This window comes from Flavobacterium sp. Arc3, assembly GCF_041431375.1.
Classification (GTDB): domain Bacteria; phylum Bacteroidota; class Bacteroidia; order Flavobacteriales; family Flavobacteriaceae; genus Flavobacterium.
Window position 1 is genome coordinate 156,566 of the sequence record NZ_JASMRI010000005.1, and the last position, 13,905, is coordinate 170,470.

Below are 13,905 nucleotides of genomic sequence, written 5' to 3' on the forward strand. Positions count from 1 at the left end.
TAAATTACTACTCTTTAACTTCAAATTAATAAAATAAAACATGGCAGAAGCTCTTTATTTTATGCCAGACATTAGTGGCTTTTCACAATTTGTAAATGATACAGAAATAGAGCATAGCGTCCATATAATAGCTGAATTGCTAGAACTGTTACTTGACAACAATACGCTCAACCTGCAACTCGTAGAAATCGAAGGTGATGCCTTGTTCATGTTCAGTACTAAAATTCCTAGCTATGAAGAGTTACTGGGACAAACAAAAACAATGTTGGAAGAATTTCATAAACACACAAAAGAGTATGATACCAAACGAATTTGTAATTGTGGTTCCTGCAAAACTACTATCGATTTAGACCTTAAATTTCTTGTCCATTATGGCGAACTAACGATGATAAAAGTTAAAAACATCATTAAACCCTATGGTAAAGAAGTAATACAGATTCATAGATTATTAAAAAATCAAGTCCCTGTTAAAGAATATATTTTATTTACTGAGAATATGCATACGTTATATCAGGATACCGCAGGGAAAAATTGGACAAAAAAAACGGAGATATATGATCTACAGAATTTAAATTATTACTACAAAGTTTTAGACAATATCAAACTCAAAGTAGAAGAAGAATCACAGAAAGAAGCAGAGAAAAATGAGGATATTACCATTCCTGATGCTGTAATAAATAAAACATTTAGTGCAAACATTCAAAAGATTCACCGTTACGTAAGTGAATTAAAATACCGTCATATCTGGGATAAAGAAATTGAAAGAATTGATTTTAATGAAAATGAAGTCAATCGTGTGGGTACAGAACACAATTGTGTTTTAAAGTTAGGGACTTTAAAGTTTAAAACAATTAGCAGGCCTTCAAAAGACAGCTTGATTTATGGCGAAAAAACCGAAGGAATGATTTTTATTAAAAAATTCTATTACCTCGTAAAATTACATAGCATAGATTTAAATACCACTGAAGTAAGTTTGAGCTTGTATCTTGAGTATACATTTTTAGGTCGTTTAATGAAGGCAAGTATTTTAAAACGCATTACAAAAATGTGGCAGAAAAAATTAGTGTTATTAAATCAAGTGACACAGTAAAAAAATTAAAAATATACTATTCAAGGTACTAAAGCTGAGATAAAATAAATTTATGAGAATGCCTTAGAGTCTCAAAAAAACCTTAAATTTTGCGTAGAAGTTAGTATCCGCATTTTTAATAATTAACTTTACGATTATGAAGAAAACCTTTTTTATACTCGCCGCATTTTTACTCATAATTGGTAGCGGATATTCATTTTATCCTTTTAATTCTGCTTCCGAGAAATCACCACTAGCAAAATTAGAATACAAGGGAATGAACTTGGTCGCACCTATTAAAGAATTAAAAAACACGACTTTTGAGGAGTTGAAAGCCTATCATATTAATTCGATATCTATAATACCATACGCTTTTGTTGATGTCGAAAATGCCTCTGTACACTATAATAACAAAAGACAATGGTGGGGCGAAAGAACAGAAGGAATTTCCGCCAGTAATCAACTAGCCCATGATTATAAAATGACTGTAATGCTAAAACCTCATCTTTGGGTAAACCATAACTTTTATACCGGTAACTTAAATTTTTCAACTGATGCCGAATGGCAAAAATGGGAGTCTGATTATGAAAAATATATTCTTGACTTTGCTCAACTAGCGCAAAACGAAAACATAGAACTCTTTTGTTTTGGTACTGAACTAGGAAATTCGGTTGCAAAACGACCTGAATATTGGTTTCAATTAATCCGAAAAATTAAAAAAATATATACCGGAAAACTAACCTATGCCGCAAACTGGGATGATTTTGACAAAGTCCCTTTTTGGAATGAGTTGGATTACATTGGCATTGATGCTTATTTCCCTTTGTCTGATGCTGCTACACCTGCAGTGGCTGATCTTAATAAAGCTTGGGAGCAACACATTGTAAAAATGGAAAAGCTTCAAGCCAAAATAAACAAGAAAATACTCTTTACAGAGTTTGGCTATAGAAATTCAGATCAAGCGGCCAAAGAGCCTTGGACTGAAAATCAAACTAACATTAATGATTTGGCACAAGCCAATGCCTATGAATCCTTATTTCAAACCTTAACTCAAAAATCTTGGTTTGCAGGAGGATTTGCCTGGAAATGGTATGCCGATGATTATCATAAAGAGAAAAAAAATAGTGTTGATTACACACCTCAGGACAAACCTGCCCTAGAGACCATAAAAAAATGGTACGAATAATTTAAAATTAGAAACATGACAATACAAAAAAACAAACCCCTATTAGTTTTTGACGTAAATGAGACTTTACTCGATATGACTCCTTTGAAAAAAGCAGTCAATTCACTCCTGAATGAAGAGCAAGGATTCCGAATCTGGTTTGGAATGTTATTGCATTATTCCACCGTTTCAAACAGCATTAATGAATACCATAATTTTACCACAATAGCCGCTGCAACACTTGATATGGCCGCAACATCAATGCATAAAAAAGTAACTGAAGACGAAATCAAAAAAACATTATCAATTATTAAATCATTGCAAACCTATCCCGATGTAATCAAAGGCTTGCAACTTTTAAAAGAAAATGGTTTCCGACTAATAACCTTAACCAACTCTCCTGACAGTGCTTTAAAAGAACAGTTAGAAAACTCTAATTTAACTGATTATTTTGAGCAAGCTTTAAGCATTGATGCTATAGCAAAATACAAACCTGCAGCAGAAACCTATTTATGGGCAGCAAAAAAACTAAATGTAAAACCAGAAGAAATGCTAATGATTGCAGCACATGGTTGGGATTTAGCAGGTGCCTCACACGCTGGTTTAGCAACTGCATTTATTGCTCGTGAAGGACAATCATTATATGCATTATCCAAAGAGCCTGATTTTGAAGCTACTGATATTTTAGCAATGGCAGAAAAATTAGTTCTAGCTTATCGATAATATAGTAAAATTATAAAACCCAAAAAGGGCGTTAGTTTTAAATAAAACTAACGCCCTTTTTTTGAACTAAATAATTAACCACAATTTATTTTGACTCTTGGAATAACATCGAAGCTGAATTCATGCAGTATCTCAATCCTGTAGGGCTAGGTCCATCATCAAAAAGGTGTCCTAGATGTCCTTCACAACGGGCACATACAATTTCTCCGCGTACCATTCCTAAACTTTTATCGACTACTTCTTTAACCCTATTGGGGTTAATTACATCATAAAAACTAGGCCATCCTGTACCTGAATTGAATTTTGTTTTAGAGGAAAACAGAGGTAATTGACAAGCGGCACAAAAATAATTTCCTTTTTTATGATTGTCATTAAATTCATTTTGAAAAGGACGCTCTGTTCCTTTTTTACGCAAAATGTTATACTGATTGTCCGTAAGTACCTTTTTCCATTCGGCATCCGTTTTTACCACTTTCTTCAACGAGGTATCTGCCAGCGACAAAAACGGTTGTTGTTGAATTGCTGTCTCAGTTGACGCAATTGTTTCATCACTTTTATTTGCTTTCATACACGCCATAAAGCTAAACGCAATTACGGGTAGTAGTAAGAGTTGTTGGTATCGTTTCATAATTTTAATGATTAGGTTTTAATTTTCCTTTATATGTTTTTTTGAACTTGTTGTATCGTGGTACTGACACCCCTTTCACATAAGGCTGATTGGGATTATTTTTTACATAATCCTGGTGATAATCCTCCGCTTCATAAAAGTCCATAACTGGCTTCACCTCTGTAACAATTGGATTAGCAAAAACTTTATTGGCGGTAAGCTCCTTGATCTTGTCTTGAATTATCTTTTTCTCTGCTGCGTTTTTGTAAAAGGCAATAGAACGATATGATGAACCTTTGTCTGGTCCTTGTTGGTTAGGCGTTGTAGGATCCTGTGATGCAAAAAACACATCTACTAATTCTTTATAAGAAACTTTACTAGGATCATAAAAAACTGCTACTGACTCCGCGTGTCCTGTTTTATTGGACCCCACTTGCTCATAAGAAGGATTTTTCATTGATCCTCCAGAATACCCAGATACTGCCTCGTCTACTCCTACTACAGCTTCAAAAACGTGTTCACTACACCAGAAACAACCCTCGGCAAAAACAGCAACTGCTTTCCCATTATTCGGTTCTAAAGACAATTTCTTTGTTTGTGCATTACAACTTAAAATTGTAAACAACACGACTACGTAACTTGCTAATTTAATTTTCATTTGCTGTATTTATTTGTTTTATCTAATCTATTTAACTTCAATATCATTATGGATTTTACTAGCTCTACTAGGCTTCTGCATTTCATAATTCTATCTATTGTAAGATACGTTTGATTTCTAGATTTAGTTTTGAAACAAACCTTAAAGTTTTGTTAGTTTTTTACACTTAACGTTTCTAATATTTTCTCTTCAAAACCTTGTAACGCTCTAATCGCATAATCCACTTTCTTCTTGGATTTATATTTATACGATACCTCTAAGAAATTTTTAAAAGGAACATTTGGCTGTACTTCTAAGGCATCGTTCTTTTTATAATTTACTTTAATGGGTATGTCTTTATAGTACGTAAAATATTCTGGGTGGGTAATCACTCCTAAAGTCGAACAGTCAAAAGGAATAAATCCTCGCACACCAAAAAACTTCTCATTTTTCTCCATCCACGGCTGAACTACATTAAACAACCATTTATCAGCTTCTTCATTTTGATCTAAACCAGCCAAATCAATATTACCAATGAAAGTGTAAGAACTTGGTTCATAACCCGCAAAAACCAGCGGTATAGATGAATTCAGAACGACGTCCATAGATTTATAATCAAACTCATAGTTGTAATCAAAAACATTTAGCTTTCCGTTTCCTGGGTTAAAAGGCAGCCCTGGAGTTCTAGCCGCACAAATCGAAATTTTCTCTATCTGCGGAATAATATCGGGATGATTCTGAATCAAAGTTGCAATATTAGTCATGGGCCCTAAGGCCAAAATCGTCAACTTCTCTTTCTTTAAAGCGGCATATAACGCCCTAGTTCCATCATTTTCAACACCCAAGTCATCTGCTTTTGGAGATCCTTTATATACTGGAATTGCAGCGCCTTTGTTATGCCATTTTAGGATTTTATTAATCACGTTATAGCTATAATCAACATAAGTAATCGAGCTGATTCCTACAATTTCGATTTGAGGTTGCTTCAACGCCATAATCAATGTGATTCCGTCATCTACCTCACGTGGCGTCTTATCAGGCATTCCAATCATTAGGTCTGTATCAAACCATACTTTAGTTTGTGCCTGCACTGCTGCCGTAAGCAGTAATGCAAAAAGCAGTATTTTATGTTTCATAATTGTTTTATTTTAAAATTAAAACTCTGGCAAAAGCTAATAAGTCTTCTTTGGTTTTCAATTCCATTTTCAAAGGCAATTGCGCTAAACCTATTAATCTACGCATGATTTCAGTACCTATAAAGCCATTTAAAATGGTCGTGTTTAATTCCTCAAAAGAATAGTAGTTTTCTTTTATAAAAGCAATAGCTGATTCCTTTTGCTGGGTCAAATACATATGTGCTATAAAAACTCCTAGATCAAACTCCCGTAAGCCATAAAAACAAAACTCAGGATCGATAATTTTAATGCCATCAGCGGCTTTTAACCAACTGCCTGGGTAAAAATCACCTTGCAATAAGTATTTCCCTTTTGACAGGTATAAAGACCCTAATCTCTCAATTTTATATTTCAGTTCTAAATCTTTTTTATAAGGCTTCGCTACTGCTTGCAAACCCTCTTGAACTTGATCTAAATCAAAACCATTTTCTTCCCTAAAAGGATATTCAAAAATATGTTCATAGTTTAAGGTACGCATTTCTGTATTTGCCAGTTCATCATCAATAACCGTTTTCTGAAAACTTTGGTGCAAACCATTCAAATAATTCACCAACTGTTGTAACTCTCCTACTTGCATTTTTTGCTTTAAATCATACAAAACCGTATAGTCATTTGACTTACCTAAATCCTCTAAAGCAATCAAATTATTCACTGCATCAATACCTAAAAGCTTAGGCATTATATCTTGTACTTCCTTAGAACTGGCTATTTTTTCATAAAAAGCACCTTCGGTAAGTACACGATTTGCAGGCGCCAGAACCTGTGGATATTTCTCTACATAGCCTCTGGATTGCTTGATGATAAAAGAGCCCGCAGCGGTTTCTATCCGCAATACACAATTCATATTTCCATCGCCTGGTTTTGATATAGAAACAACCGTTTCGTCATTCTCTAACCATTTTTGTTGGTGTAAATAAGCAGCCAATTCTTTTGGCTCATTTGCATTTAGTATAAACATATTTTTTATTTTATTTGGGCGTTACCACAAGGGTCGGGCCATCCGTTATATTCCCGCTAAATAAAAACTACAGCTAAAAAACCTTGTTTTATTAAATCGGGATATACCACTCCTATCCCTAACGCAAATTAAAAACATCCTGCAAAGCTTATCACTCGCAGGATATTACTTTTTATTAGAATAAATAACGAACCCCAAACTGGAATTGTCTTGGTGGCGAAGCGTTTCTTTGTGTAAACAATCCGCTGGCACTTGAGCCACCTTGAATTTGGTTACTTTGAGTCGCATTATTACTATATCCACTTAAATTTTCGGCATTCAATACATTAAAGATATCAGCTCGTATTTCTATTTTATTATTTTCAGTAATCGCAAATTGGTGTTGGATTCCTAAGTCAAATGTAGTGCTCCACGGCAAACGATCATTATTTCTACTCTCTCCCGGAAAGCGATCACTGTTTCCTTGATATGCATCTGAGAAACTCGCGCCATCACCATTCAAATCAGTAGTTCCAAAACCAAGTGGAATTCTGTTAATAGGCTGTCCACTTTGCAGTAAACCAGCTAGTGTAACCGTCGTTCCTGGAAAAGGATAGTAGCTGTAAATTCCGTTAATATTATGTGTTCTATCATTTACAGACGGTCCCCATTCATTTGCATAATTATTCCCATCAGAAGCTCTAAAGTTGATTCCGTCCGTGTCATTTTTACTTGATGACAAGGTATAATTCAATCGGTACGAGTAATCATCAGCACCTCTTGCTTTTTGGTAATTAAAACTCATGGCATAATACCTAGACTTCCCTTCATTTTCACTTACAATAACACTTCTAGCAATTCCGGTAACCCTTTGTCCGTTTATAGTAGCACCTCCGTTAGTAATAGGAATAGGTCGAGAAGCATCGGCTTCAGCGGGAGATCTTATCACTACATTATTAGGATCAATAGGATATTCAGCAGCCGCATTTAAGTTACGCAAGCGCGTTAAGTTCTCTCCTCTATTGTGAACCACATCTACAAAAAACAATCTTTCGTCCGATAATTGCAATTGGTACCCCAGAGCAAACTCATGAGAATACGCATTTTTATATCCGTTAGGGTTTAAAATTCTGCGTTCATTCGAAAATATATTCTCTCTTTGTCCTTGTAAATCTGCTGCAGACGGCCCTTCTAAATAATTCACTCCAGAAAGCGAAGCTATTAAATTTCCGTTGTATGTAATTCGGTCAATATTAGTATTAGCGGGTAAAATCCCTAATCTTTTCAACTCTTCTAATTGCAATTTATAGCTTTGAGAAGTCGTGTTTTGCTGCAAAGCATCGCTATAAACGGCATAGTTCACTTTGTCGTATGAGATTCCGTATCCACCACGTAAACTACTTGAATTATCCAATTTATAATTGAAATTAAATCGCGGTGCTAGGTTATTGTAATCTCCTTTATCGCTACCTCCTTTTGATAAATTATCATAGTCATAACGCAACCCTAAAGTAAGATTCAATCGATTTGTAACTGACCACAAATCCTCTACATAAGCGGAGTAAATATCTTGATTAGTTCCAAAAGAAGCAGGGCGCAATTCGACATTATAATTCAATACTCGCGTATCAAGTGGAATATCATTTACATTTATAGCATCTCCTACCTCACTATTTTTAATGATATCTATTTGGCTTTGGTTTAATTTCACACGGTAATTACCTACTGGATTTCCTCCTCCAAATAATTGGTGATCCCCTCTAATAAAATTCACACCTGCTTTAATAGTATGATTCTCTATGTAATATTTGACTTTTTGTTGCAACTGAATCGTATTTTCAATCGCATCAAAAACATAACCTGGATTTCCAATAACACCTAATGTTTCATCATTGACGCCTAAAACCGTTACTTGCGAACTATTTGGATTAAATGGCTTTGCATAATTCCATCTAAAACGGCTGTACTGAAAATTAGTCTCGCCAGAAAAATTACCAAATTTATAACTGTTTTTTAAAGCCAATAAAATGCTATTGCGTTGCTGTGTGTTTCCTGCTGACTTAAAAGTAGAACCGCCATCGAGTCCGCCACCTTGTCTTTCAACATCAATCACGCCAACGTTTGCACGCAAGGACGAGTTAAAATTAGGATTCCAAATCTGGTCAATTTTAGCCGAAAAATAATCAAATGTATTCGTTCCTCTTACTGATTCTGAAACTCCTAATTCGGGTACATTTAATAAATTGTCTTTTATGTCTGTCGTGTGTTCAAAATTAAAATAATAGAAGGTTTTGTCTTTTGCGAAAGCACCCCCAATTCCTGCACCTGCTTGATAACGAGCAAAGCCATTCTTAACTTGGTTACCTGATAAATCTCTCTGAGCAAAACTAGATTTTCCATCAATGGATGGTCCAGGTCTTGTAATAAAGAACACTTCTCCAGTAGTTTCATTAGATCCAGAACGAGGTGTAATGTTGATTATACCGCTCCCTGTCAAGCCATATTCAGCCGAAAAATTACTAGTTAAAACCGTAACGTCTTTTACAAATCCAGACGGAATAGCAAATTTTTGTCCACCTAGAAATCGTTCGTTATTGTCTAAGCCATCAATTAAGTATGAAGTATATTGCGAACTTGCGCCGTTAATACTCACATTAGCCGATTCAGGAAAAAAGCCTGTCGCTTGTGAAACATTGGGCAAACGAAATAAGACTCTCGTAATATCCCGACCTTCAACTGGGATCTCTTGAATCTCAGCAGCTTTCATTTCGAATGAAACTTCGGCATCCCGGCGATTAATTCTTGCAGTAGCTCCTTTAGTAATTACAACTTCATTCAACTCGTTGGATTCTTTTGGGGCTAAAACCAAGGTGACATTTGGCGCTTGATTTGAACGTACACTAATTAATTCTGATTTTTGAGCAGCATATACGGCTGTTCCTTTAAAAATAACTTGGTAACCATCTAAGGCAGGAATTCCTCTAAAAGTAACTTTCCCTTGACTATTAGAAATTTGTTGTAGACTACTATTACGAGAACTATTTATTAATAGTACCTCCAAATCACCAACAGGTTTTTGTGTATTAAAATCGATTATTGAGACGGACAAGTCCTCTTGAGCGACAGCAAATGTGGTGACACTCAATAATAAAAGCAGGAAAAATTGTTTCATTAAAATATGGTTTTGGATAATAATTTTAAAATAAAAGCTAGAAAACTACTCCAAAACGGGAGAGCCTTTATTAAAATTAATTCCAACAACCGCATTCGTATAACTGTGTTGTAAAAACGAGTATGTAGAAAGCACGTAGTAAAGAAGTGAGGCTAAGACACTTTTAAAAGTACTATAAAATGGAAGGTCTTGCAGTAATTTCTCAAAATCACTTTTAGTATTACAATCGGCTAAAGGAGCCATGATTGCTAAATCTTCATCCAAATAAAGCGCTTGTAATTGTTCTAATACTTTGGGTGTTTGCCAATCAATTTTGGCGAAAGCCTCCTTGTTAAAAGAAACTCTTGCTATTCCCATCAAGTAAGTACCGCCTTTAAAATCAGGTCCAAGTACTAAATTTTTAACTTGTAATTCTTTAAAAGCTTCTTGCAAATGAGGCAACCGTAATCCCGGACTATCATTTCCTAAAACGATAACTTTATCATACCCTTTATCTAAAACGGATTGAATAGCGTGACTTAACTTATCTCCAAACGAATCACCTTGTTGTGCATTTTCATTAGAAATAAAATAAGGGAGTTTCGTTTTTTGAACCAGTGTCAAAACTCTTTCATTCATTTTTTGCCACAGTAAATCATTCTGCTTTTTTTTATAAGCAATTGGTTTTAAAGCACTTTCCACCTTATTGCTTTGGGCAAAAAGGAGAATTGCTGTCGACGAAGAATGTTTACGATCCAAATTCATACACAATATGACGAATAGAAATACTAATCCTGACAATAGCTTTTAATTTTTTAGCTTTCTTCTATTCCAGCTATGTATCAGGCTACATTATATTTTTCAAAAATACACTTTTCAGAATAAAAAATCTACTAAACTATAATCCACCCGTTTTCAAAAATTATCTTGATAATTGGCCTTACTTTATTTTCACTAAAGCTATTCATGCCCAAGACAAACCACAACTAGAAGAGGCTTGTTTAAGTTTCAATTACAACTTGCCTTGATCAAAAGTAAGGCAGAAGAGATGCAGATCTAATTTCCTACAAGATGCACTTCCATTACTAAATACCTAGAAAATAGATTGTTGCGATTAAAATAGGTTAGTTATAATATTTTTATAACTTTGTAAAATGAAAATTCAGGATTATAAGACAACTCATGCAAAATGAATTGTCAGACGTTTCATCCTTATTTTGTTGCTCGCCTGGGAAGCGAATTTCATCATAAAAAAATCGTTTTTTACTCGTATTCCTTTAATTTTTCACTTTTTCTAATTCCCAAAAAACATTTTATGTATTTAAAAATCACTTTGATACTTAGCCTAATGCTATTATCGACCGGAGCTATTTATGCGCAAGACAAACCTGAAGTAACCATAGGTGGTGCTTTACGATTCAATTATAATTTATCTTCTTGGAAAGAAGGACAAAAAAAACGTGGTGGTGATTTTGGCTATGATGTATTTCGCATTAATGCTAAAGCCAAATATAAAGGAATCAAACTAAATGCTGAATATCGTTTGTATTCAGAGGGTTTTGGTGGCGGAATGCTAAAACAGGGTTGGTTAGCTTATGATTTTGATGCTAAAAATGAGATTCAAGTAGGACTTACTCAAGTACCTTTTGGTATTACTACTTACAATTCAAACAACTGGTTTTTTAGTATCAATTATTATATAGGTCTAGAAGACGATCATGACATGGGTGTTAAGTTCACGCATACTGATAAAAAATGGAATTATGCTTTGGCTTTTTTCAAAAATGCAGAAGAGTTAAAATTTGGCAGCAATTCTGATGTTTCAGATAGTCGCTACTCTTATGATGTTGCTTCTATTGATTTAGATGGTGATGGAATTTTAGATTTACGAAATAAAGAAACGAACCAAGTTAATGGAAAACTTAACTATACAATAGGAAACGACAGTATCAATCATAAAATAGGTACTTCGGTACAATATGGCGGATTGTATAATTTAGATACCCAAGAAATGGGATCACATTATGCAGCGGCATTGCATTATGAATTAAAGTACAAACGTTTTGGAGTAAAAGCTCAGGTGTCAACCTACAAAAAAAGCCCTAAAAACCCGAACGGAGAAAGCGACGAAATTATTGCGATGACAGCTTACGGTGCCCCATATTTGGTTGCAGCGGAAGGAAACACCTATACTTTAGGAGTACAATATACAGTACCTGTAAAATGGGGTCCAGTATCAAGTTTACAATTCTATAATGATTATGGGTACTTGGAAAAAATAAACTCTGATTTTAAAGATTCGGCTATGAATGTCACTGGTGTTTTAGTTTCTGCCGGTAATGTTTATACTTACTTTGATGTAGCGGCAGGTAGAGATCAACCTTGGCTAGGTCCAGTTTGGAAAAACGCATTGGCAAACGGAACAGACAATGCTAATTGGGAAGTACGTTTCAATATGAATATCGGGTACTACTTTTAGTCCCTTATTACAATATAAGAATACAACGGCTTTTCTCTTTACTAAATTGTGGGAGATTTGCACATCTTATAACCAAAAACAGCCTTTAATCCTGATTGGACTAAAGGCTGTTTTTTTTTTAAAAATTCTTATTGTCTAAATAATACGATTTTATCTTTTAACTACTAAAAGGAAAATAAAAAATTCTGTGCTATTTAACATAGCACTTCTGCAACTTTTACGCATTAGTATACGTCTTCAATCACATAATTTGTTTCATTAAATTGAAAGGTACTTCCTTTTTCTAAACCTCTCATGTTTGCATAAATAGGCGCTTTGGTTGAAATACCAAAAACTGTTTCTCCATCAACTTCTACTTTTTCACTAGATACACCAATAAAAAAAACGAATTGCTCAGTAACAACAACTGCTCCGGGTAAAACAACTGTCTTTTCTTTTGTGACATCCAGATTATTCAGGTACGTTAATTCTTCTTGCGCAAAAGCAAGTTCGTCACCGATGGCTTTCAACAATTCATATTTACCGGCCCTGCGATCTTCACTTTGGCTGGCAGATTCATTTTGGCTGAATGTATCGTCATTCATTTCAGCTTCTCGCTTCTTAAAATTATCAATCAATTCATTTTGCTTTTCTATACAAGCTTCTAATATTCGGGTTTTAACTATTCTACTTTTCATAATATTGACATCAGTTTAATAAGTCCTAAAGATATACTATTTATTCTACAACTACCATTAGCTTGAGTACGCTGTAAAAGTTTAATCAATTTCTGATATGAATAAATTAGTATCACGGTCTCATCTAGCAAGATCAGGCATTTTACTAATTTTATCATATTAATTCATATATTCGTAAAGACGAAATTATATGGGACTTAAATACCCACTCTACTTCAGGACAAAATAAATAGAACATAATAAGTAACAGCCCTGAAGTTCATATAATAATTGTAAAATTTATGATAGAATTATATTTAAAGACAAATGAAGTAAAAAAGTTCGATCACGTTAGCGAAATTGATATTGAAGCGATCGATTTATTTAACATTCGGATTATTGATTATACTGACAAAATATTAAATGAGGTTTCTGAGAAATTTGGAATCAACATATCGATTTTTAAGCAAAAAGAGGATATCGAAATAAGTTCCCATTACCTAAAATCATATGATCAACTATCTTTTAATTTTTCAATCCCCAAATACAATTCGGAGACTCTTTTTAAAGAGGAAGAAATATTTATAATCATAAAAAAAGAAGTAGTATTTTATTTTTTATCCTCAAACATTGATAGCGATTTTTTAAAACTAACCAAAACGAGATATGATTTCACGAGTATCCATTTTAGTTCTCATTTAGAACATTTTGTTTTTCAAATTGGAATAATATCAGATTATTATGCCGATTTGACTGAAATAATATCCAGAAAGATCAAGCGTTTTTATGAGAACATTTTAAACTCAAAAGAGTATAGTGAAAAAGACTTAGATTTAATAATGATACTTAACTTCAATAATCTATTGATAAAAGAATCGATAAGTAATTTCCAAAGAATACTTCATTTACTGATACAAAGTAAATTTGAGTTGAAGACGATAACAACTAAAATCAACTTAGAACTAGATGATATTGCCGTGATTTCAGACCATATTCAATTTAATTTTGAAAGGCTTGATGACTTAGAGGACAATATAAACAGTAAAATTGATTTAGAACAAAATAAAATATTTAGAACATTGACCATTATAACCGTATGTATCTCTTTACCAGCACTAATTGCGGGAGTATACGGAATGAACTTTAAATATATGCCTGAGTTAGAATGGGAATATGGTTATCCAGCAGCAATAGGACTAATGGTAATTAGTTTTGTAATCGCTTTAATTTATTTTAAAAGGAGAAGATGGATTAAATAAATCCAGTAAAAAAACTGTCAACTCACACCCATTATTACCCAGTTCTA

At 33.9% G+C, this 13,905-nt stretch carries 12 protein-coding genes; 5 read left to right on the forward strand and 7 right to left on the reverse strand.

Annotated elements, in window-relative coordinates; all coding sequences use genetic code 11:
- Positions 1-40 precede the first annotated feature (40 nt).
- The 3 genes from QO200_RS05285 (at position 41) to QO200_RS05295 (ending at position 2,957) form a co-directional block, all read left to right on the forward strand.
- Positions 41-1,090 (forward strand): DUF2652 domain-containing protein, encoded by a 1,050-nt coding sequence (locus tag QO200_RS05285; protein ID WP_371537281.1) that lies wholly within the window; start codon positions 41-43, stop codon positions 1,088-1,090.
- Positions 1,091-1,226: 136 nt separating this feature from the next.
- Positions 1,227-2,255 (forward strand): hypothetical protein, encoded by a 1,029-nt coding sequence (locus QO200_RS05290; RefSeq protein ID WP_371537285.1) that lies wholly within the window; start codon positions 1,227-1,229, stop codon positions 2,253-2,255.
- Positions 2,256-2,270: 15 nt separating this feature from the next.
- Positions 2,271-2,957 (forward strand): haloacid dehalogenase type II, encoded by a 687-nt coding sequence (locus QO200_RS05295; protein WP_371537287.1) that lies wholly within the window; start codon positions 2,271-2,273, stop codon positions 2,955-2,957.
- Between the two features lie 85 nt (positions 2,958-3,042).
- Here the strand turns inward: QO200_RS05295 and msrB are convergent, their stop codons facing one another.
- The 6 genes from msrB to QO200_RS05325 form a co-directional block, all read right to left on the reverse strand.
- Positions 3,043-3,585, reverse strand: a complete 543-nt coding sequence (gene msrB / locus QO200_RS05300; protein ID WP_371537289.1) for a peptide-methionine (R)-S-oxide reductase MsrB — start codon at positions 3,583-3,585, stop codon at positions 3,043-3,045.
- A 4-nt stretch (positions 3,586-3,589) separates the two neighbouring features.
- Positions 3,590-4,222: a peptide-methionine (S)-S-oxide reductase MsrA gene (gene msrA, locus QO200_RS05305; protein WP_371537291.1), complete on the reverse strand. Its 633-nt coding sequence runs from the start codon at positions 4,220-4,222 to the stop codon at positions 3,590-3,592.
- A 152-nt stretch (positions 4,223-4,374) separates the two neighbouring features.
- Entirely contained in the window at positions 4,375-5,337 is a 963-nt protein-coding gene (locus QO200_RS05310; RefSeq protein WP_371537293.1) for a nucleoside hydrolase, read from the reverse strand.
- 7 nt (positions 5,338-5,344) lie between these two features.
- Positions 5,345-6,334 carry an aminoglycoside phosphotransferase gene (locus tag QO200_RS05315; protein ID WP_371537295.1) on the reverse strand — a complete coding sequence of 330 codons (990 nt, stop codon included), beginning with the start codon at positions 6,332-6,334 and terminating at the stop codon, positions 5,345-5,347.
- A 175-nt stretch (positions 6,335-6,509) separates the two neighbouring features.
- On the reverse strand, positions 6,510-9,485 hold the full coding sequence (locus QO200_RS05320) for a TonB-dependent receptor plug domain-containing protein (RefSeq protein ID WP_371537298.1): 2,976 nt from the start codon (positions 9,483-9,485) through the stop codon (positions 6,510-6,512).
- Positions 9,486-9,530: 45 nt separating this feature from the next.
- The gene (locus tag QO200_RS05325; protein ID WP_371537300.1) at positions 9,531-10,103 is read right to left on the reverse strand and encodes a DUF2064 domain-containing protein; all 573 of its coding nucleotides are present in this window, start codon (positions 10,101-10,103) and stop codon (positions 9,531-9,533) included.
- A 676-nt stretch (positions 10,104-10,779) separates the two neighbouring features.
- Between QO200_RS05325 and QO200_RS05330 the strand changes: the two genes are divergently transcribed.
- Positions 10,780-11,943: a hypothetical protein gene (locus tag QO200_RS05330; protein WP_371537302.1), complete on the forward strand. Its 1,164-nt coding sequence runs from the start codon at positions 10,780-10,782 to the stop codon at positions 11,941-11,943.
- A 224-nt stretch (positions 11,944-12,167) separates the two neighbouring features.
- Here QO200_RS05330 and QO200_RS05335 read toward each other — a convergent pair whose 3' ends face one another.
- Positions 12,168-12,620, reverse strand: coding sequence for a hypothetical protein (locus tag QO200_RS05335; RefSeq protein WP_371537305.1), 453 nt, complete (start codon positions 12,618-12,620; stop codon positions 12,168-12,170).
- Positions 12,621-12,901: 281 nt separating this feature from the next.
- Here QO200_RS05335 and QO200_RS05340 point away from each other — a divergent pair, with 281 nt between their 5' ends.
- Positions 12,902-13,858 (forward strand): CorA family divalent cation transporter, encoded by a 957-nt coding sequence (locus tag QO200_RS05340; RefSeq protein WP_371537307.1) that lies wholly within the window; start codon positions 12,902-12,904, stop codon positions 13,856-13,858.
- Positions 13,859-13,905: the final 47 nt, after the last annotated feature.